Raw genomic sequence first — 20682 nt, forward strand, 5'->3', positions numbered from 1 at the left:
ATTTTCCATTGCCGGTATCCGGTTAAAAAGCGGCGATCGCGTGGCGATTGTCGGGCGTAACGGTTGCGGGAAATCATCGCTGCTACGGCTTATCTGGCAGCAATATCAGTCGCAAATGGCATCGTGCTCACTGATGTTGCACTCTCGCGCCACACTGGGGTATTACGATCAGACGCTACACCAGCTCACAGATGACGACACGTTGTTTGATGCGCTCGAACCGTTTGCTCCGCAGCCTGATGTTCGCAAGATGGCGCTGATTAGCGCGGGCTTCCCGTGGGTCCGCCATCAGCAGCGGATCAATACCTTAAGCGGTGGAGAGCGTTCGAGGCTACTGTTTGTCGGGCTTACGCTTGCGCGCTACAGCCTGCTGATGCTCGATGAACCAACCAACCATCTGGATATGGAAGGTAAAGAAGCGCTGGCGCAGACGCTACAAAGTTTCAGCGGCGGCGTGCTGCTGGTCAGCCATGACCGTCAGCTTATCAGCCAAAGCTGTAATAGGTTCTGGTTTATCGATAATGGAGAACTTAGCGAATGGCACGATCTGGACGCGATCAACGATCGTATTCGGGAAACGTCTGAGGAGATGAGCGTTCCCAAAACGGTGGTCGAAGCGAGGGCTGAAATACGCGGTGACAGCGATGAATTGCTGGAACAACTCCTCGAGCTGGAGCAACGTCTGGCCGACGATCTCGCCCGCAAGCCGAAACATCAAAAGCCGCTGTTGCAAGCGCAATGGCGTAAAGAGATTGAGCGCCTGAACTCACAACTGGAGTAATCTCTATTGCCGGATGGCGCAAGCCTATCCGGCAATTCTTGCGTGGCGCTTTCCAGATATGCCCCTTCTCCCTTTCTCTTTCTGCGCATTCGCCGCACAATTTTAAATATCGCAATCCTGGTGTTGCGCTTAAAGGAACATTAATGGTAGTGTTCCTCTTGAAGGAACAAGGATGATACGGATGATCATGAACTTCAGACACAAGGGATTGCGCGATTTGTTTCTTCATGGACGAACATCAGGCGTTATGGCAAAACATGTCCGACGATTACGACATAGACTTGCCGTTATTGATGCAGCAAACAAGGTTACAGATATCAATATGCCCGGTTATCAGCTACATCCTTTGGTGGGCGAGCGTGACGGCAGATGGGCAATTTCTGTTTCAGGTAACTGGCGTATTACGTTTGAATTCGTCAATGGCGACGCGTACATACTGGACTACGAGGACTATCATTGATGAAGATGGCAAATCATCCCCGTCCTGGGGATATCATTCAGGAAGCGCTGGACGAACTCACTGTCAGCCTGCGCGAGTTTGCCAGAGCGATGGAGATTGCACCTTCAACGGCAAGTCGGATATTAACCGGGAAAGCGGCACTAACGCCTGAGATGGCGATTAAACTCTCCGTGGTGATTGGCAGTTCACCCGAAATGTGGTTAAACCTGCAAAATGCCTGGAGCCTGGCAGAGGCCAAAAAAAACGTGGATATTTCACGCCTGCGTAAGCTGGCAGCGCAGTGATAAAAGTGAATGCCGGATACGCTAACGCCATCCGGCATTTCATTTACTGTTTCGGCTGTTTTTCTTTCCAGGCATCCCAGGCCTGTTTGATCTCTTGTTTTGCCGTAGCTGCGTCGTTGAAACCGTTTAATTCGACCTTCTTACGCCCTTCCGGCAACTCTTTGTACACGCGGAAAAACGACTCCAGTCGTTGCACTTCGATCTTTGGCAAATCGCTCAACTCTTTGATGTCGTCATAGGTGGGGTCAATTTTGCTGGCCGGCACGGCGACAATTTTATCGTCCTTTTCCCCGCCATCAATCATCTTCAGCACGCCAATCGCGCGCAACTTGATCAGCGTTCCCGGGGCCAGCGGTGCCCGGGTATAGAAAATCACATCCAGCGGGTCACCGTCACCTGCCAGGGACTGGGTCAATGAGCCATAGTTTGCCGGATAGGCAACCGGCATCGACTGGAAACGATCGGCAATGATAAAGCCGGTTTTGGCGTCGGTTTCATATTTTATGATCCCGCCTGCCGGGATTTCAGTCACGGCATAAAACTCTTCCGGGTTATTCTCCGGTTGCGGAAATTCGAGGATATTCTGCGCCTGAGCGGACGCACAGAGAAATACGCTGACTGCGAGTAATTTTTTCACCAGAAGCATTGTCTTTTAACTCTTCTCTTATTGGAAAGACAACACCTTACGTTTACCAGATGACAGAAACATGACGTTTTTTTGGCAAAAAAATGGCGCTACATCCGCAGCGCCATTGTTGTCAGAAAGCATCAGGTTTACTTAACCCCTTCTTCACTCTCTTTCTTTGCTTCCAGCTTTTCAACATCGCGATACCAGCGCGGGTGATGCTTCTTCGCCCAGCGACGGCTCACTTTCCCTTCAACCATGCCTTTAATTGATCCTTTCACCCAAAATGCCATATACATATGGATGAGGATAGCGTGCATCAGAATAATGCCCGCCGCAGCGTGGATCAGCAGGCTGTAACGCACTACCTGCATCGGGAAATACTGTGCAAAGTATGGACGCCAGATAATAATACCGGTAATCAGCAGCACGAAAATCATGCTCATGATCGACCAGAACATCATTTTCTGCCCGGCGTTGTACTTGCCCACATCCGCTACTTTGTGTTCATTGCCTTTCAGCACTTCCACAATGTTTTTCAGCCACGGAATATCTTTTTTATCCGGGATGTTGTGGTGCACAAAGCGCACAAACATGAACATTAGCGCGACGAAGATCAGTATGCCGAAGAACGGGTGCAGAATACGCCCCATCTGCGGCGTACCGAAGGTTTGCGTCAGCCATTGTAGGGTCGGGAAGAAAAACGAAATCCCCGACAGCGCCACCAGGAAAAAGCAGATCACCACCGTCCAGTGACAGGCGCGATCGATAAATTTCGTGCGCACAATCATTTTCGACTTACTCATGATGATCCTCCTCGTCGTCGTCCACTTCCTTATTCGGGCCGATGCCAATGTAGTGGTAAATCAGCCCGGCRAAGGTRGCGATAAATCCGGCAGCAGCCAGCGGTTTCAGAGCCCCTTTCCACAGATTGATAGAGGTATCGATCTTAGGCTCTTTCGGCAGACCGTGATACAGCTCCGGCTGGTTGGCATGATGCAGAACGTACATGACGTGCGTGCCTCCCACACCTTCCGGGTTGTAGAGACCGGCATGTTCATAACCACGTGCTTTCAGTTTTGCCACACGCTGCTCGCCCATTTCCAGCATTTCCTGCTTGGTGCCGAAATGTATTGCCCCGGTCGGACAGGTCTTCACGCAGGCAGGTTCCTGCCCGACGCTGACGCGATCCACACACAGCGTACATTTATACACGCGGTTATCCTCTTTATTGAGGCGCGGAATATTAAATGGACACCCGGCAATACAGTACCCGCAACCAATGCAATGCTCTGACTGGAAATCAACAATCCCGTTCGCGTACTGGATGATTGCTCCGGCAGACGGGCATGCCTTCAGGCAGCCCGGATCTTCACAGTGCATACAGCCGTCTTTRCGRATCARCCATTCCAGCTTGYCGTTCTGKKYGGTTTCGSTAAASCGCATCACCGTCCAGGACTTRGCGCTGAGATCGGYGGGGTTGTCRTASACSCCGAYGCARTRACCCACTTCATCGCGRATATCGTTCCACTCTGAGCAGGCSACCTGACAGSCTTTACAGCCWATACAGGTGGAAACGTCGATCAACTTTGCGACTTCGGCTTTGTAATCACGGGCCTGAGGTGGCGGCGTGATGGAGTTTGTTGCGGACCTTTTGATGATGTCCTGCGTTTCCATAGACATATATTCGCCCCCTTACGCCTTCTCGATGTTAACTAAAAACGCTTTGTATTCCGGCGTTTGCGAGTTTGCATCACCGACGTTCGGCGTCAGGGTGTTGGCAATAAATCCTTTACGCGCGACTCCTTCAAAGCCCCAGTGGATCGGGATCCCTACGGTTTCAACCTTCTGACCGTTGACGTTCAGGGTTTGCAGACGACGGGTGACCACCGCAACTGCGCGAATAAATCCACGCTTGCTGCTGACTTTCACGTAGTCGCCGTTGCCGATACCTTTTGCTGACGCCAGCGTTTCGCTGATTTCCACAAACTGCTCTGGCTGGGCAATCGCATTTAACAGTGCGTGTTTGGTCCAGGTGTGGAAATGCTCGGTCAGACGATAGGTGGTTCCGACGTATGGGAAGTCCTGCTTCGTCCCCATACGCAAGGCATCCGCTTCGTACAGACGCGCTGCCGGGTTGGAGATCACGTTCGGGTGCAGCGGGTTCGTACCCAGCGGCGTTTCCATCGGCTCGTAGTGTTCCGGGAACGGCCCTTCCGCCAGCTTATCGATAGCAAACAGACGCCCCAGCCCTTCCGGCTGCATGATAAACGGATTGGTGCCACTACCCGGTGCGGCGTTGTTGAAGTCAGGGATATCGTTTCCGGTCCACTTAGTACCGTTCCACTGGATCAACATCCGTTTCGGATCCCACGGTTTACCCTGCGGGTCTGCCGAAGCGCGGTTGTACAGTACTCGACGGTTCAGTGGCCATGCCCATGCCCAACCCAGCGTATTACCCAGACCTGATGGGTCGGCGTTATCGCGGTTAGCCATCTGGTTGCCCTGCTCGGTCCAGCTACCGGTATAAATCCAGCAGGAGGATGACGTTGTACCGTCGTCACGCAGGAGCGCAAAGCTGTTGAGCAACTGACCTTTTTTCGCCACCAGCACGCCATTGGCATCATAGAGATCTTCCAGCGCATAGCCGTTGTTCTCTTTGGCCACTTCCTCGGAATGCGGTTCGTCCGGTACCTTATAGTTCCAGCTCATTTTCAGCACAGGCTCTACAGCTTTACCGCCTTCGGTGCGATACATGTCGCGCAGACGATGGTAAATACCGGCCAGAATTTCGCCGTCATTACGCGCTTCACCTGGTGCATCCTGACCTTTCCAGTGCCACTGCAGCCAACGGCCAGAGTTAGCAATCGAGCCGTCTTCTTCTGCAAAGCAGGTGGATGGCAGACGGAAAACTTCAGTCTGAATCGACGCCGGATCGACATCGTTGGATTCGCCGTGGTTTTGCCAGAATGTGGACGTTTCTGTGACCAGCGGATCAATAACCACCAGATACTTCAGTTTGCTGAGGCTCTGTACTACTTTGTTTTTGTCCGGGAAGGACGCAACCGGGTTAAAGCCCTGACAGATGTAGCCGGTAACTTTCCCGCTATCCATCATGTTGAAATATTTGATGACGTCGTAGGACTGATCCCACTTCGGCAGCCATTCAAAGCCCCAGTCGTTTTCTTTCTGTGCCGCATCGCCGTAGAAAGATTTCATCAAACTGACGAAGAACTTCGGATAGTTGCCCCAGTAGTTCACTTGGGAGGCCAGCGTCGCTTTGGGTGTATTGGCGGCCAGATAGGTTTGCAGATCAGTCTGCTTTTCTGACGGCAGCGTCAGATAACCGGGCAGGCTGGTTGATAACAGACCCAAGTCGGTTAAGCCCTGAATGTTGGAGTGACCGCGTAATGCGTTTACGCCGCCACCGGCCATCCCCATGTTACCGAGCAGCAACTGGATCATCGCCATGGTGCGGATGTTCTGCGCCCCAACGGTATGTTGTGTCCAGCCCAGTGCGTACAGGAAGGTCGTGGTACGATCGGCAGCACTGGTGGAGGCCAGAACTTCACACACTTTCAGGAAGTCGGCTTTCGGCGTACCGCAGATGTTTTCCACCACATCCGGCGTATAACGGGAAACGTGCTGTTTGAGCAGGTTCCACACGCAACGGGGATGGCTTAAGGTTTCATCGCGTTTTGCGTAGCCATTTTCATCGAACTGGTAGTTCCAGGACGACTTATCATATTGACGTTTTTTGGCGTCGTAACCGCTGAACAAACCGTCTTCAAAAGCAAAATCATCCCGTACCAGCAGGCTGGCGTTGGTGTAGTGCTTAACGTATTCAGCATTGATTTTGTTATTTTCAATCAGATACAGCAATACGCCGGAAAGGAACGTAATGTCCGTGCCGGAGCGAATCGGCGCATAGATATCCGCCACCGACGCTGTACGGGTAAAACGGGGATCGACAACAATCAGCGTAGCATCATTGTTGTTTTTAGCTTCCATCGCCCAGCGGAATCCCACCGGATGTGCTTCAGCGGCGTTACCGCCCATCACCATTACGACGTTAGCGTTTTTGATATCAACCCAGTGGTTGGTCATCGCACCGCGACCAAATGTTGGAGCAAGACTTGCTACCGTTGGTCCGTGTCAGACGCGTGCCTGGTTGTCTACCGCCAGCATGCCGAGTGAGCGCACGAATTTTTGCGTCAGCATGCCGGTTTCATTACTCGCCGCAGATGCACACAGCATCCCGGTTGAAAGCCAGCGGTTTACCGTCACGCCCTGCTCATTCTTCTCAATAAAGTTGGCGTCACGGTCTGCTTTCATCAGTTTTGCTATGCGGGAGAAAGCTTCATCCCAACTGATGCGTTGCCATTTGTCGGAACCGGGAGCGCGATATTCCGGGTAGCGTAAACGGCTTTCGCTGTGCACGTAATCCAGTAATCCTGCGCCCTTAGGACAAAGTGCCCCACGGCTCACCGGATGATCCGGATCCCCTTCGATATGATAAATCGACTCTTTGGCGTTTTTTGCTCCATCACCAAGGCTATACATTAATAGCCCGCAACCTACGGAACAGTATGTGCAGGTGTTTCGGATCTCTTTTGCGCGTAACAGTTTGTAGTTTCGCGCCTGAGCCAGTGCCATTTTGGGTGCAAAACCCAGTGCGGCCACTGTTGTTCCCGCCATACCGCCCGCGCAGATTTTAAAGAATTGTCTGCGGCTGACGTCCATTGCTTTCCTCTTTTTTACAGGGGTTCGTACAAGACATCTTTCACCTTGCGCCAGCGCGGCAGTCTGAAAGATGACATGTACAACTTCGCGACGAAACTAACAGCTATATCCATATTTTTTTTGCGTCAAATCAATAACGAAACGGTTCCGCTACTAAATAGTGCAGTTTGTGTAACCTGTATACCCACAAGGGGTTAGCTAAAAGCTAATTAGTTAGCCCGTGCTGACGTAAAAGTGCTATAAATTTCAGCTTCATTTTTGCCAGGACGACGGACAGACAAACAGCATGACAAAACAAAAAGCAACGTTAATCGGGCTCATCGCCATTGTGCTGTGGAGCACGATGGTGGGGTTGATTCGTGGGGTAAGCGAAGGTCTCGGGCCAGCGGGCGGCGCAGCGATGATCTTCTCGCTAAGCGGCCTGCTGCTGATATTTACCGTCGGATTTCCAAATATTAGAAAAATACCTGTTCGTTATTTAATCGCCGGTAGCGTGCTTTTTGTCAGCTATGAAATTTGCCTGGCGTTGGCATTAGGCTATGCCGCTACCCGACACCAGGCAATAGAAGTAGGAATGGTCAATTATCTCTGGCCAAGTCTGACGATTTTGTTTGCTATATTATTTAATGGTCAAAAAACAAACTGGATGATTATTCCAGGATTAATTCTCGCATTGACCGGAGTCTGCTGGGTTTTAGGTGGCGAGAACGGTCTAAATCCAGGTGAAATTATCAGCAACATTGCCAGTAGCCCGCTGAGTTATTTTCTCGCATTCTTGGGCGCTTTTATCTGGGCAACGTATTGCACTGTCACTAATAAATTTGCGAAAGGGTTTAACGGTATCACCGTTTTTGTTTTACTGACGGCGGCAAGTTTGTGGGCCTACTATTTTATGACGCCACAACCAGAAATGGTTTTCAGCACACCGGTGACCATTAAGATGTTCACGGCTGCATTAGCACTAGGATTTGCCTATGCGGCCTGGAATATCGGAATTTTACACGGAAATGTCACTGTCATGGCAGTAGGGTCTTATTTCACCCCAGTGCTTTCTTCTGCCCTGGCTGCTGTATTGCTCAGCGCCCCGCTGTCGTTCTCGTTCTGGCAAGGCGCACTGATGGTCTGTGCTGGCTCACTACTGTGCTGGCTGGCAACACGTCGGATATAGAAGTCAGGCCGGGTTTCTGGCATAGAGATAGAACCCGGCTACACTCTGGTCAGTTAACGGATAATAATTGTACATTTCGCTTGTGTATTATGTTTTTATTTGTTTAATTAAATGTTAAGTAACTGGTAATTAATCAACAGCCGAAAATATTATATGTTTACCTATAACCCTCCGGTTGTATATATTTTACATAGGTTACTAACGATTAGTAAACCATAACCAGCACAATAGTCCCCGCCGAAAATATATCCCAACAAAAGGTCACATATTAATATTAATATAATCAGCTGTATTATGTAGATCTAGATCACACAAATTCAAATATTCCGCAATATTATGAAACTTATTATTGAACTAATACCACATCGTCATTTAAAAATAGTTCGTCATTGATGAACGGCCTCGTTTAGCAATGGTTTAGGAAACACACCAAGAAAAAATTATAAGGATTATTTCGAATGAAACTTAAATTAGTTGCAGTGGCAGTGACTACCCTGTTGGCAGCGGGTGCGGTAAACGCAGCTGAGATTTATAACAAAGACGGTAACAAACTGGATCTGTACGGTAAAGTTCACGCTCAGCATTACTTCTCTGACGATACCAGCAGCGATGGTGACAAAACTTACGCGCGTCTGGGCTTCAAAGGCGAAACTCAGATCAACGACCAACTGGTTGGTTTCGGCCAGTGGGAATATGAATTCAAAGGCAACCGTTCTGAAGATCAAGGTTCCGAAGCAGACAAAACCCGTCTGGCATTCGCTGGCCTGAAATTCGCTGAATACGGTTCTTTCGACTACGGTCGTAACTACGGCGTAGCCTACGACATCGGCGCATGGACTGACGTCCTGCCGGAATTCGGCGGTGATACCTGGACCCAGACTGACGTCTTCATGACTCAGCGTGCTACCGGCGTTGCAACTTACCGTAACACTGACTTCTTCGGTCTGGTTGAAGGTCTGAACTTTGCTGCTCAGTATCAGGGCAAAAACGACCGTAGCAGCGACGTTGAAGCGAACGGTGACGGTTTCGGTCTGTCTTCTACTTATGAATACGAAGGCTTCGGCATCGGTGCAACCTATGCGAAATCTGACCGTACTGATGACCAGATGCGTAATGGCAACAACGAATTCTATGCTTCCGGTAAAAACGCAGAAGTATGGGCTGCTGGCCTGAAATATGATGCGAACAACATCTACCTGGCAACTACCTACTCTGAAACCCGCAACATGACCACGTTCGGTAAAGTAGACGGTATTGCTAACAAARCGCARAACTTTGAAGTTGTWGCTCARTACCAGTTCGAYTWYGGTCTGCGTCCGTCCATCGCTTACCTGAAATCCAAAGGTAAAGATCTGGGTGTTTACGGCGACCAGGATCTGGTTGAATACGTTGATCTGGGTGCGACCTACTACTTCAACAAAAACATGTCTACCTTCGTTGATTACAAAATTAACCTGCTGGACGACAACAAATTCACTTCTGACGCACGTGTTAGCACTGACAACATCGTGGCAGTTGGTCTGAACTACCAGTTCTAATTTTGTTGTAAGTTGAATACAAAGCCAGTCCATCCAGGGCTGGCTTTTTCTCTTGATGTAGACTCGGTCATAAGGAGTATGCCGTGCAGACGTTCACTGGTCGTTGTCTTTGCGGACAGAGTCATTTTACCGTAAACGTCGAAATGCTTGATGTCTATGCCTGCCACTGCACGCTGTGCCAGAAATGGTCCGGTGGTGTCGCCATGTATCTGGAAGCCAGCGGTCATCCACTACTTTCCCCTGATTCAGCAGAACCTTCGCACTTTCCCTCATCAACGCGCGGAGAACGTTTCTTCTGTTCCGGCTGTGGATGCCCCTTGTGGTTTACGCTGACCGATAGCGACCGCTACTTTATTCCGTGGACATTGCTGGAGCTGAATGAGGTGGATCGCCGCCGTCTGATTCTGGCGGCTGAAATCTATACCGAAACACAGCCTGCGTTCTGGCGGTTGACGGGGCAATACGCTCGCCTGAGTGGAAAAGAAGTCGAAGCGATGGATTACCCCTGTCATTTAGCTCACTAGTTATTGATGGTTCACTTTTGCCAGGCTGAACCACATCCCTACCGCTAATACGATAAGCATGCTGCCAGCGCTGCTCAATGCCACGCTGTGCGACCAGGTAAATGCTTCTCTGGCAGCTGCAAGCAACGCGTCGCTAAGAGACGGCGAAAGAGAATGTGCTAATTGCACCGCTTCACCCATTGACGATGAAGCACGTTCCAGATCCTGCGCACTGAGGCCGTCAGGCGGTAGAATCGATGCGGAAAAACTACGGCTTAGCAAGAGACCAAAAATCGCGATCCCAAGACCGGCCCCCAATTCATAGGCCATGGTTTCGATAGCCCCCGCCGCAGCGGCTTTTTCAGCCGGGGCTGCCGCCATAATGGCCGCCGTTGAGGCCAGTAGCGCACTGGCGGCACTGAACCCCAGTAACGCCATTAATATCCAGGCCTGGATCTGCTGAGTGCTGAAATCCGTCATTGCCAGACCGTAGAAACTGACCGCACTCAACGCCATACCTGCCGTTGCCACGCAGCGCAATCCAAGCCGTGAAACCAACATACCGGCAATCGGGCCGCTGAAGCCACTCGCCAGCATGACGGGTAGCATAAACAGTCCCGCCTGATACGGCGTTAAACCGTGAACAAACTGTAATTCCTGGGCCATCAACAGCTCAAATCCCACCAGGGTGATCATCGCAGTCATCGCCATTACCACGCCGCTTAAGATAATGCGATGGGTGAACAACCGCATATCAATCATCGGACGTGAGGCCGCGAGCTGAATACGAACAAATTTCCACAGCAGCACTGCTCCTGTTAACAGTGTCAATACGATAACCCCGGTCGCCATATGCCCTTTTAGCGCCGTTTTAGCACTGTAAACCAGCAGTAAAATCGCCACGATCAACATAATCGCATGGCCAAAATTTAACGACTGATCGCGGCGTCCAGTCTGGCGCGGCACGTAACGTGCGGTCAATGTCATCACCACCAGAACAATGGGCACATTGATTAAGAACACTGAGCCCCAGTAGAAATGCTCCAGCAACATACCACCGACTAAGGGACCAAATGCTGCACCGCCTGAACCGACGGCAGCCCAAACGCCGAGCGCCATATTACGATGACGTTGTTCGGCAAAGGTGGCGCGAATACCTGCCAGCGTCGCCGGAACGATCATCGCCGCACCAATAGCCAACACGGCCCGGGTTGCGATTAGCCAGCCGGCACTGTGAGCAAACGCGGCAGCCAGCGAAGCCAGACCAAATAGCCCACCCCCCAGTATCAGCAAGCGCTTAAAACCGATGCGATCGCCCAACGCCCCCATCGGTAACACCATACCGGCCATTACCAGAGAATAGATATCAATGATCCACAGCAGCTCGTTACCACTGGCACCCAGCGTCATACTCAGCGTGGGCGCGGCAACGTGCAGCACCGTTGCATCAATCGCAACAGGGATGTAGACCAGCACAATAATCACTAACGTTAACCACTGACGAAACATAAAACTCCCTACAAAACTGAAACTGGACACATGTCCAGCTTTAGCGATCCTACGGAAAATTGAACGTATGTCCAACTTTTTGTTAAACTGGCAATAATGTGAATATAGGGAGGAAGCATGAGCTATATGAATCGGGATGAACGTCGGGAAGTGATCCTGCAGGCGGCAATGCGCGTGGCGCTTGAAGAAGGATTTTCCGCCATGACGGTTAGACGTATTGCCACAGAGGCTCAGGTAGCGACCGGGCAACTGCATCATCATTTTACGTCTGCCGGTGAGCTTAAATCCCAGGCCTTTGTCCGCCTGATTCGCACCCTTCTCGATGCCGAACTGGTCAGTGAAAACGCAACTTACCGTGAACGACTCCATGCCATGTTGGGAAGTGAAGACGGTGGGTTCGAACCCTATATAAAACTGTGGCGTGAAGCACAGGTTCTGGCGGATAAAGATCCGGAAATCAAAAGCGCTTACCTGCTGACCATGCGGATGTGGCACGAGGAAACCGCGAATATTATCACTCAGGGACAGAAGGCCGGTGAGTTTTCATCCACCCCAGATGCCGCCGATGTGGCCTGGCGTTTAATTGCGTTGGTATGCGGTCTGGATGGTATCTATGTATTAGGCATTGAGGAAATGGCCGATCCAGCGTTCGAGCGCCACCTGGATCGCATGATAACACTGGAGTTATTTATTTGATGTTATACATGAATTAACAATACACCTTTTAAATTTACAATTAGTAACACTTAAGCAACGTGTTATTCCTCTGACGCGCCGCGTTATTGCGCTTTTTTATCTATTCTTTCAGTCAATATTCCCAAAACTTTTCAATAGTTTCTAAAAGAACTCGCGCGGCGCTGTATGCGTTTATTTCTTTTTCATGAACGGCATGTGCATGGAGAATAATATGTCAGCATCAAATGAGAAAAATAATCGTTATCTTTTAACTGACTGGAAACCGGAGAACCCCGCCTTTTGGGAAAATAAAGGTAAGCACATTGCCCGAAGAAACCTATGGATATCAGTGAGTTGTCTGTTGCTGGCGTTCTGTGTCTGGATGTTGTTCAGTGCTGTGGCCGTCAATTTGAATAAAATTGGCTTTAATTTCACCACCGACCAACTGTTTTTATTAACCGCATTGCCTTCTCTTTCAGGCGCAATATTGCGAGTCCCCTACTCCTTTATGGTACCTATATTTGGTGGACGCCGTTGGACCATTTTTAGCACCATTATTCTGGTCATTCCCTGCCTTTGGCTCGGATTTGCCGTGCAAAATACCGCTACTCCGTTTGGCGTATTTATTATTATTGCGCTGATGTGTGGTTTTGCTGGCGCTAACTTTGCCTCCAGCATGGGTAATATCAGCTTTTTCTTCCCGAAAGCGAAGCAAGGCAGTGCGCTAGGTGTTAACGGCGGGCTCGGTAACCTTGGTGTCAGCGTGATGCAGTTAATCGCGCCGTTAGTCATTTTCCTGCCCCTATTTACCTTTTTAGGGGTACAAGGCGTGCCGCAGCCTGACGGTTCTTTACTGTCACTGGCAAACGCCGCATGGATTTGGGTTCCGCTGCTGCTGCTCTCAACGCTGGCTGCGGGCGTGGGAATGAATGACATCGCCAGTTCGAAGGCCTCAATCGCCTCTCAACTACCGGTCCTCAAACGCTTTCATCTGTGGCTGCTAAGCCTGCTGTATCTCGCCACCTTCGGTTCATTTATCGGTTTCTCGGCCGGCTTTGCCATGCTGGCGAAAACACAATTCCCTGACGTGAATATTCTGCAACTGGCGTTCTTCGGCCCGTTCATCGGCGCGCTTGCGCGTTCGGCTGGCGGCGTGATCTCTGACAAGTTCGGCGGCGTGCGCGTCACGTTAATCAACTTCATCTTTATGGCGCTGTTTAGTGCCCTGCTGTTTCTTACCCTTCCCGGCTCCGGAGAAGGAAGTTTTGTTGCCTTCTATCTGGTGTTTATGGGCTTGTTCCTGACCGCAGGACTGGGCAGCGGTTCGACCTTCCAGATGATTGCGGTGATCTTTCGCAAAATCACCATTTACCGGGTGAAGCTGCACGGTGGTACTGAAGAACAGGCCCAGCGTGAGGCGGTAACCGATACCGCAGCCGCACTGGGTTTTATCTCCGCAATTGGCGCTGTCGGGGGCTTCTTTATCCCGAAAGCGTTTGGTTCATCGCTGGCGCTGACCGGGTCTCCGGTAGGCGCCATGAAAATATTCCTTGTGTTCTACATCGTCTGCGTGCTGGTGACCTGGCTGGTATACGGCCGGAAATCACAAAAAAAATAGTCATCTTTTGGCCTGTGCAGGCAACGTTATTCGAAGCAGGAGTTATGTCATGAGTAAACTGTTAGATCGCTTTCGCTACTTTAAACAAAAGGGCGATACGTTTGCCGAGGGGCATGGGCAAGTAATGCACACCAATCGGGACTGGGAAGACAGCTATCGTCAGCGCTGGCAGTTCGATAAAATTGTGCGTTCTACCCACGGCGTTAACTGTACCGGCTCATGCAGCTGGAAAATCTACGTCAAAAACGGGCTGGTAACCTGGGAAACTCAGCAAACCGACTACCCGCGTACCCGCCCTGACCTGCCAAATCATGAGCCCCGTGGCTGCCCACGCGGCGCAAGTTACTCGTGGTATCTCTACAGCGCTAACCGCCTGAAATATCCACTGGTGCGTAAACGCTTAATCGAATTGTGGCGCGACGCCCTGTCCCGCCAGCCCGATCCGGTGCTGGCCTGGGAATCCATTATGAACGACCCGCAAAAATGCCAGAGCTACAAGCAGGTACGCGGGCGCGGTGGGTTTATCCGTTCCAACTGGAAAGAACTTAATCAACTGATTGCTGCTGCCAACGTCTGGACGGTGAAAACCTACGGCCCGGATCGTGTGGCCGGATTCTCGCCCATCCCCGCAATGTCGATGGTCTCCTATGCGGCGGGTACGCGCTATCTCTCACTTCTGGGCGGAACCTGCCTGAGCTTCTATGACTGGTACTGCGATTTACCGCCTGCGTCACCCATGACCTGGGGTGAGCAGACCGACGTTCCGGAGTCAGCCGACTGGTATAACTCCAGCTATATCATCGCCTGGGGGTCTAACGTGCCACAGACCCGTACCCCGGACGCCCACTTCTTCACGGAAGTACGCTACAAAGGCACCAAGACGATTGCCATTACGCCGGATTACTCGGAAGTCGCCAAACTCTGTGACCAGTGGCTGGCACCCAAACAAGGTACTGACAGCGCGCTGGCGATGGCAATGGGCCACGTCATCCTGAAAGAGTTCCACCTCGACAATCCCAGCGATTACTTCCTCAATTACTGTCGCCGCTATACCGACATGCCAATGCTGGTGCTGCTGGATGCCCGCGAAGATGGCAGCTACGTACCTGGACGCATGATGCGCGCTTCAGACCTGGTTGATGGCCTGGGCGAAAGCAACAATCCGGAGTGGAAAACGGTGGCTTTCAACCGCGCAGGCGAACTGGTTGTCCCGAACGGTTCGATTGGTTTTCGCTGGGGCGAAAAAGGCAAATGGAATCTCGAATCGCTGGCGGCTGGTGCTGAAACTGAACTTTCACTTTCGCTGCTCGGTCAGCATGATGACGTGACCGGCGTGGCATTCCCCTATTTCGGCGGCAACGAAAACCCACATTTTCGCAGCGTGAAGCAGGAGCCGGTGCTGATTCGACAATTGCCGGTAAAACGTCTCACCCTCGCGGATGGCAGCGTTTGTCCGGTGGTCAGCGTCTATGATCTGGTGCTGGCGAATTACGGCCTCGACCGTGGTCTGGATGATGTTCATAGCGCACAAGATTACAGCGAAGTAAAAGCCTACACCCCGGCCTGGGGTGAGCAAATTACCGGCGTGCCACGCCGTCATATCGAACAAATCGCCCGTGAGTTTGCCGATACCGCGCACAAAACCCACGGGCGTTCGATGATCATCCTTGGTGCTGGTGTGAACCACTGGTACCACATGGACATGAACTACCGTGGGATGATTAACATCCTGGTGTTCTGTGGTTGTGTGGGGCAAAGCGGCGGCGGCTGGGCGCACTATGTGGGTCAGGAGAAACTGCGTCCGCAAACCGGCTGGCTGCCACTGGCCTTTGCGCTGGACTGGAACCGCCCACCGCGCCAGATGAACAGTACCTCGTTTTTCTACAACCACTCCAGCCAGTGGCGCTATGAAAAACTCACCGCGCAAGAACTCCTCTCTCCGCTGGCCGATGCGTCGAAGTTTAGCGGGCATTTAATTGATTTTAACGTGCGTGCAGAAAGGATGGGCTGGCTGCCGTCCGCGCCGCAGCTAAATCTCAACCCACTGACTGTCAAGGCAAAGGCAGAACAGGCTGGGTTATCTCCTGCGCAATACACTGCCGAAGCGCTGAAGTCGGGTGATATTCGTTTTGCCTGCGAGCAGCCGGATAGCGGCAAAAACCACCCACGCAACCTCTTCGTCTGGCGCTCTAACCTGCTCGGTTCCTCAGGTAAAGGGCATGAATACATGCTCAAATATCTTCTGGGTACCGAAAGCGGGATCCAGGGAGAAGCGCTCGGTTCAAGCGACGGTATTAAACCTGAAGAGGTTGAATGGCAGTCGGCGGCGATTGAGGGCAAGCTCGATCTGCTGGTGACGCTCGATTTCCGTATGTCCAGCACCTGTTTGTTCTCCGATATCGTTTTGCCAACGGCTACCTGGTATGAAAAAGACGATATGAACACCTCGGATATGCATCCGTTTATTCACCCGCTGTCGGCTGCAGTCGATCCTGCCTGGGAGTCAAAAAGCGACTGGGAAATTTATAAAGGCATCGCCAAAGTGTTCTCTGAGGTATGTGTGGGACATCTTGGGCAAGAGACGGATGTGGTGTTGCAACCACTGCAACACGACTCTCCGGCAGAGCTGGCGCAGCCGTTTGACATTCTGGACTGGCGCAAAGGCGAATGCGATCTCCTCCCGGGGAAAACGGCGCCGAATATTGCCGTTGTGGAACGTGACTACCCCGCCACCTGGGAACGTTTCACTTCGCTCGGTCCACTCATGGACAAACTCGGCAACGGCGGGAAAGGCATTGCGTGGAATACCCAGGCGGAGGTCGATTTCCTCGGCAAGCTGAACTACACCAAACGCGAAGGCCCGGCGAAAGGCCGACCGCTGATTGACACCGCACTGGATGCTTCTGAGGTGATCCTCGCCCTGGCGCCGGAAACCAACGGTCAGGTGGCGGTGAAAGCCTGGGAAGCGCTGGGTGCGATGACCGGTCGCGACCATACGCATCTGGCGTTGAACAAAGAAGACGAAAAGATTCGTTTTCGCGATATCCAGGCGCAGCCGCGCAAAATCATCTCCAGTCCGACCTGGTCCGGCCTTGAAAGCGAACATGTCTCCTATAACGCAGGCTATACCAACGTCCACGAGTTGATCCCATGGCGTACCCTGTCCGGTCGCCAGCAGCTGTATCAGGATCACGCGTGGATGCGAGCGTTCGGTGAAAGCCTGGTGGCGTATCGTCCGCCTATCGATACCCGCAGCGTCAGTGAAATGCGCGAGGTTCCGCCTAACGGCTTCCCGGAGAAAGCACTCAACTTCCTGACGCCGCACCAGAAATGGGGCATCCACTCTACCTACAGTGAAAACCTGCTGATGCTGACGTTGTCGCGTGGCGGGCCGATTGTCTGGATCAGTGAAACTGATGCTAAGGAGTTAGGTATTGAAGACAACGACTGGATCGAAGCTTTCAATGCCAACGGCGCGCTCACCGCGCGTGCAGTGGTGAGTCAACGCGTGCCGCCGGGAATGACCATGATGTATCACGCTCAGGAGCGAATCATGAACATCCCCGGCTCCGAAGTCACCGGGATGCGTGGCGGGATCCACAACTCGGTCACCCGCGTCTGCCCGAAACCCACGCACATGATCGGCGGCTATGCGCAACTGGCATACAGCTTCAACTATTACGGGACGGTCGGCTCTAACCGCGATGAGTTCATCATGATTAGAAAAATGAAAAACATTAACTGGCTGGATGATGAAGGTCGCGATCAGGTACAGGAGGCGAAAAAATGAAAATACGCTCACAGGTAGGCATGGTTCTGAATCTGGATAAGTGCATCGGCTGCCACACCTGCTCCGTCACCTGTAAAAACGTCTGGACCGGGCGTGAAGGGATGGAATATGCGTGGTTTAACAATGTCGAGACCAAGCCGGGCATTGGTTACCCGAAAAACTGGGAAGATCAGGAAGAGTGGCAAGGCGGCTGGGTTCGCGATGTCAACGGCAAGATCAGACCGCGTCTGGGTGGCAAGATGGGGGTGATCACCAAAATTTTCGCCAACCCGGTGATCCCGCAAATCAATGACTACTATGAGCCGTTTACCTACGATTATCAGCATCTGCATAGCGCGCCGGAGAGCAAGAATCAGCCCACCGCGCGCCCGCGCTCGCTGATTGATGGGAAACGGATGGACAAGATTATCTGGGGTCCAAACTGGGAAGAACTGCTTGGCGGTGAATTCTCAAAACGGGCCCGCGACCGTAACTTCGAGAAGATGCAAAAGGAGATGTACGGACAGTTCGAAAACACCTTCATGATGTATTTACCGCGCCTGTGCGAACACTGCCTGAACCCAAGCTGTGTCGCCACCTGCCCGAGCGGTGCTATTTATAAGCGTGAAGAAGACGGCATTGTGCTGATCGACCAGGACAAATGTCGCGGTTGGCGCTTGTGCATCAGTGGCTGTCCGTACAAAAAAATCTACTTTAACTGGAAGAGCGGTAAGTCAGAGAAGTGTATTTTCTGCTACCCGCGTATTGAGTCCGGCCAGCCGACGGTGTGTTCAGAAACCTGCGTTGGGCGTATCCGTTATCTCGGGGTATTGCTGTACGACGCCGACCGTATCGAGGAAGCAGCGAGCACCGAGCATGAAACCGATCTCTACGAGCGTCAGTGCGATGTGTTCCTTAACCCGCACGATCCGGCGGTGATTGAAGAAGCGCTTAAACAGGGTATTCCGCACAACGTCATCGAAGCGGCCCAACGTTCACCGGTTTACAAAATGGCGATGGACTGGAAGCTGGCGCTACCACTGCATCCGGAATACCGCACCCTGCCGATGGTCTGGTACGTGCCGCCGTTGTCACCGATTCAGTCAGTCGCTGACGCGGGTGGTCTGCCGCACAATGGCAACATTCTGCCCGCGGTTGAGTCACTGCGCATTCCGGTTCAGTACCTCGCCAATATGCTTAGCGCGGGCGATACCGGCCCGGTACTGCGCGCCCTGAAACGGATGATGGCGATGCGCCACTATATGCGTTCGCAAACCGTAGAAGGTGTTACGGATACTCGCGCGATTGAGGAAGTGGGTCTGAGCGTTGAACAGGTTGAGGAGATGTACCGCTATCTGGCCATCGCCAACTATGAAGACCGCTTTGTGATCCCAACCAGCCATCGTGAAATGGCGCGTGATGCCTTCCCGGAGAAAAACGGCTGCGGCTTTACCTTCGGCGACGGCTGTCACGGCTCGGACACTAAGTTCAATCTGTTTAACAGTAGCCGCATTGACGCTATCGATATCACCGAAGTACACGATAAAGCGGAGGGTCAATAATGCAAATCCTCAAGGTTATCGGCCTGCTGATGGAATACCCCGACGAGCTGCTATGGGAGTGCAAAGACGACGCGCTGGCGCTTGTGGCCAGCGATGCTCCAATGCTGAGCGATTTTAGCCAGGAACTGCTCAATGCGCCGTTACTGGATAAACAAGCTGAATGGTGCGAAATCTTTGACCGGGGCCGGGCCACCTCTCTGCTGTTGTTTGAACACGTGCACGCCGAGTCCCGCGACCGTGGTCAGGCGATGGTCGATCTGTTGGCGCAGTATGAAAAGGTCGGGCTGCAGCTAAACTGTCGCGAACTGCCGGATCACCTGCCTTTATATCTTGAGTACTTAAGCGTGTTACCGGAAGCGGAGGCCAAAGAAGGACTGCAGAACGTCGCACCGATTCTGGCGTTGCTTGGCGGGCGCTTAAAACAGCGCGATACGCCGTGGTATCAACTGTTTGATGCCCTGTTGCAGCTTGCCGGAAGTCCTCTTTCGAGTGACAGTGTCACTAAACAGGTTGGCGCGGAAACCCGCGACGATACCCGTCAGGCGCTGGATGCGGTCTGGGAGGAGGAACAGGTGAAGTTTATCGAGGATAACGCCACCACCTGTGACAGTTCACCGTTACAAAACTATCAACGACGCTTTAGCCAGGACGTGGCACCTCAGTATGTCGACGTCAGCGCGGGAGGCCCGAAATGATACAGTACCTGAACGTCTTTTTTTACGATATCTATCCGTACCTGTGCGGTACGGTGTTTATCCTCGGCAGTTGGCTACGCTACGACTACGGGCAATACACATGGCGCGCCTCTTCCAGCCAGATGCTGGACAAACGCGGTATGGTGTTATGGTCCAATCTGTTCCACATCGGCATTCTGGGGATCTTTTTCGGGCACCTGTTTGGCATGTTAACGCCGCACTGGATGTATGCCTGGTTTCTGCCGATTGCGGTAAAACAGCAGATGGCGATGATTGCCGGCGGACTTTGTGGCGTGCTGACACTGGTAGGTGGCGCGGGCCTGCTGGTGCGCCGTCTGACCAACCCGCGTATTCGTGCGACATCTTCTACCGCCGATATTCTGATCCTCTGCGTTCTGTTGATTCAGTGTATCCTCGGCTTAACCACCATCCCGTTCTCTGCGCAACATCCAGACGGCAGTGAAATGCTGAAACTGGTGGGTTGGGCGCAGTCGGTGGTGACCTTCCAGGGCGGTGCGTCTGCGCATCTGGATGGCGTGGCGTGGATTTTCCGTGTGCATCTGGTGCTGGGGATGACCATTTTCCTGCTGTTCCCGTTCACCCGACTGGTCCACGTGTGGAGTGCGCCGTTTGAGTACTTTACCCGCCGTTATCAGATAGTGCGTTCGCGCCGCTAATTTCCTCTGCTGCCCGGTAGCGCTTGCGCTTACCGGGCAACATCGCTATCCCGCTTTTTGTACGTTATGATGCTT

The 20682-nt window shown here is 52.2% G+C and carries 17 protein-coding genes; 12 read left to right on the forward strand and 5 right to left on the reverse strand.

Annotation, left to right across the window (positions count from 1 at the left end; genetic code table 11):
* The 3 genes from JTI85_RS21410 to JTI85_RS11730 all read left to right on the forward strand — a co-directional run.
* Positions 1-781: ATP-binding cassette domain-containing protein (locus tag JTI85_RS21410; protein ID WP_255574750.1), on the forward strand; the 781-nt coding region annotated here is incomplete at its 5' end.
* 181 nt (positions 782-962) lie between these two features.
* Positions 963-1241 carry a type II toxin-antitoxin system RelE/ParE family toxin gene (locus JTI85_RS11725; RefSeq protein WP_048212587.1) on the forward strand — a complete coding sequence of 93 codons (279 nt, stop codon included), beginning with the start codon at positions 963-965 and terminating at the stop codon, positions 1239-1241.
* Entirely contained in the window at positions 1241-1525 is a 285-nt protein-coding gene (locus JTI85_RS11730; protein ID WP_219351524.1) for a HigA family addiction module antitoxin, read from the forward strand. The genes JTI85_RS11725 and JTI85_RS11730 overlap by 1 nt, the downstream gene beginning before the upstream one ends.
* A 43-nt stretch (positions 1526-1568) precedes the next feature.
* Here JTI85_RS11730 and JTI85_RS11735 read toward each other — a convergent pair whose 3' ends face one another.
* From JTI85_RS11735 to fdnG, 4 genes are all read right to left on the reverse strand, one after another.
* Positions 1569-2171 (reverse strand): inorganic diphosphatase, encoded by a 603-nt coding sequence (locus JTI85_RS11735; RefSeq protein ID WP_101742186.1) that lies wholly within the window; start codon positions 2169-2171, stop codon positions 1569-1571.
* Positions 2172-2299: 128 nt separating this feature from the next.
* Positions 2300-2956, reverse strand: coding sequence for a formate dehydrogenase-N subunit gamma (gene fdnI, locus JTI85_RS11740; RefSeq protein WP_219351525.1), 657 nt, complete (start codon positions 2954-2956; stop codon positions 2300-2302).
* Positions 2949-3833, reverse strand: coding sequence for a formate dehydrogenase subunit beta (gene fdxH / locus JTI85_RS11745; protein ID WP_219351526.1), 885 nt, complete (start codon positions 3831-3833; stop codon positions 2949-2951). The genes fdnI and fdxH overlap by 8 nt, the downstream gene beginning before the upstream one ends.
* Positions 3834-3845: 12 nt before the next feature.
* The gene (gene fdnG, locus JTI85_RS11750; protein WP_105242173.1) at positions 3846-6893 is read right to left on the reverse strand and encodes a formate dehydrogenase-N subunit alpha; all 3048 of its coding nucleotides are present in this window, start codon (positions 6891-6893) and stop codon (positions 3846-3848) included.
* 286 nt (positions 6894-7179) lie between these two features.
* Here fdnG and yddG point away from each other — a divergent pair, with 286 nt between their 5' ends.
* The 3 genes from yddG (at position 7180) to JTI85_RS11765 (ending at position 10123) form a co-directional block, all read left to right on the forward strand.
* Positions 7180-8061, forward strand: a complete 882-nt coding sequence (gene yddG / locus JTI85_RS11755) for an aromatic amino acid efflux DMT transporter YddG (RefSeq protein WP_219351527.1) — start codon at positions 7180-7182, stop codon at positions 8059-8061.
* Positions 8062-8519: 458 nt separating this feature from the next.
* Positions 8520-9599, forward strand: coding sequence for a porin OmpD (gene ompD / locus JTI85_RS11760; RefSeq protein WP_219351528.1), 1080 nt, complete (start codon positions 8520-8522; stop codon positions 9597-9599).
* 143 nt (positions 9600-9742) lie between these two features.
* On the forward strand, positions 9743-10123 hold the full coding sequence (locus JTI85_RS11765) for a GFA family protein (protein WP_086523677.1): 381 nt from the start codon (positions 9743-9745) through the stop codon (positions 10121-10123).
* Here JTI85_RS11765 and JTI85_RS11770 read toward each other — a convergent pair whose 3' ends face one another.
* Positions 10124-11611: an MFS transporter gene (locus JTI85_RS11770; protein ID WP_124021208.1), complete on the reverse strand. Its 1488-nt coding sequence runs from the start codon at positions 11609-11611 to the stop codon at positions 10124-10126.
* Between the two features lie 117 nt (positions 11612-11728).
* Between JTI85_RS11770 and JTI85_RS11775 the strand changes: the two genes are divergently transcribed.
* From JTI85_RS11775 to narI, 6 genes are all read left to right on the forward strand, one after another.
* Positions 11729-12307 carry a TetR family transcriptional regulator gene (locus tag JTI85_RS11775; RefSeq protein WP_048211640.1) on the forward strand — a complete coding sequence of 193 codons (579 nt, stop codon included), beginning with the start codon at positions 11729-11731 and terminating at the stop codon, positions 12305-12307.
* Positions 12308-12518: 211 nt separating this feature from the next.
* Positions 12519-13904 carry a NarK family nitrate/nitrite MFS transporter gene (locus tag JTI85_RS11780; protein WP_115643395.1) on the forward strand — a complete coding sequence of 462 codons (1386 nt, stop codon included), beginning with the start codon at positions 12519-12521 and terminating at the stop codon, positions 13902-13904.
* A gap of 49 nt (positions 13905-13953) precedes the next feature.
* Positions 13954-17694: a nitrate reductase subunit alpha gene (locus tag JTI85_RS11785; protein WP_219351529.1), complete on the forward strand. Its 3741-nt coding sequence runs from the start codon at positions 13954-13956 to the stop codon at positions 17692-17694.
* Positions 17691-19235, forward strand: coding sequence for a nitrate reductase subunit beta (narH, locus tag JTI85_RS11790; protein WP_219351530.1), 1545 nt, complete (start codon positions 17691-17693; stop codon positions 19233-19235). The genes JTI85_RS11785 and narH overlap by 4 nt, the downstream gene beginning before the upstream one ends.
* On the forward strand, positions 19235-19930 hold the full coding sequence (gene narW / locus JTI85_RS11795) for a nitrate reductase molybdenum cofactor assembly chaperone (RefSeq protein ID WP_116360079.1): 696 nt from the start codon (positions 19235-19237) through the stop codon (positions 19928-19930). Before narH ends, narW begins: the two co-directional genes overlap by 1 nt.
* Entirely contained in the window at positions 19927-20607 is a 681-nt protein-coding gene (gene narI / locus JTI85_RS11800; protein ID WP_003020109.1) for a respiratory nitrate reductase subunit gamma, read from the forward strand. The genes narW and narI overlap by 4 nt, the downstream gene beginning before the upstream one ends.
* Positions 20608-20682 lie beyond the last annotated feature (75 nt).

Origin of the sequence: Citrobacter sp. Colony219 (genome assembly GCF_019382635.1) — a bacterium.
Classification (GTDB): Bacteria; Pseudomonadota; Gammaproteobacteria; order Enterobacterales; family Enterobacteriaceae; genus Citrobacter; species Citrobacter youngae.

Coding starts and splice junctions, on each gene's coding strand:
- JTI85_RS11725 (WP_048212587.1), top strand. CDS start 963: ATGATCATGAACTTCAGACACAAGGGATTGCGCGATTTGTTTCTTCAT.
- JTI85_RS11730 (WP_219351524.1), top strand. CDS start 1,241: ATGAAGATGGCAAATCATCCCCGTCCTGGGGATATCATTCAGGAAGCG.
- JTI85_RS11735 (WP_101742186.1), bottom strand. CDS start 2,171: ATGCTTCTGGTGAAAAAATTACTCGCAGTCAGCGTATTTCTCTGTGCG.
- fdnI (WP_219351525.1), bottom strand. CDS start 2,956: ATGAGTAAGTCGAAAATGATTGTGCGCACGAAATTTATCGATCGCGCC.
- yddG (WP_219351527.1), top strand. CDS start 7,180: ATGACAAAACAAAAAGCAACGTTAATCGGGCTCATCGCCATTGTGCTG.
- JTI85_RS11765 (WP_086523677.1), top strand. CDS start 9,743: ATGCTTGATGTCTATGCCTGCCACTGCACGCTGTGCCAGAAATGGTCC.
- JTI85_RS11770 (WP_124021208.1), bottom strand. CDS start 11,611: ATGTTTCGTCAGTGGTTAACGTTAGTGATTATTGTGCTGGTCTACATC.
- JTI85_RS11775 (WP_048211640.1), top strand. CDS start 11,729: ATGAGCTATATGAATCGGGATGAACGTCGGGAAGTGATCCTGCAGGCG.
- JTI85_RS11780 (WP_115643395.1), top strand. CDS start 12,519: ATGTCAGCATCAAATGAGAAAAATAATCGTTATCTTTTAACTGACTGG.
- JTI85_RS11785 (WP_219351529.1), top strand. CDS start 13,954: ATGAGTAAACTGTTAGATCGCTTTCGCTACTTTAAACAAAAGGGCGAT.
- narH (WP_219351530.1), top strand. CDS start 17,691: ATGAAAATACGCTCACAGGTAGGCATGGTTCTGAATCTGGATAAGTGC.
- narW (WP_116360079.1), top strand. CDS start 19,235: ATGCAAATCCTCAAGGTTATCGGCCTGCTGATGGAATACCCCGACGAG.
- narI (WP_003020109.1), top strand. CDS start 19,927: ATGATACAGTACCTGAACGTCTTTTTTTACGATATCTATCCGTACCTG.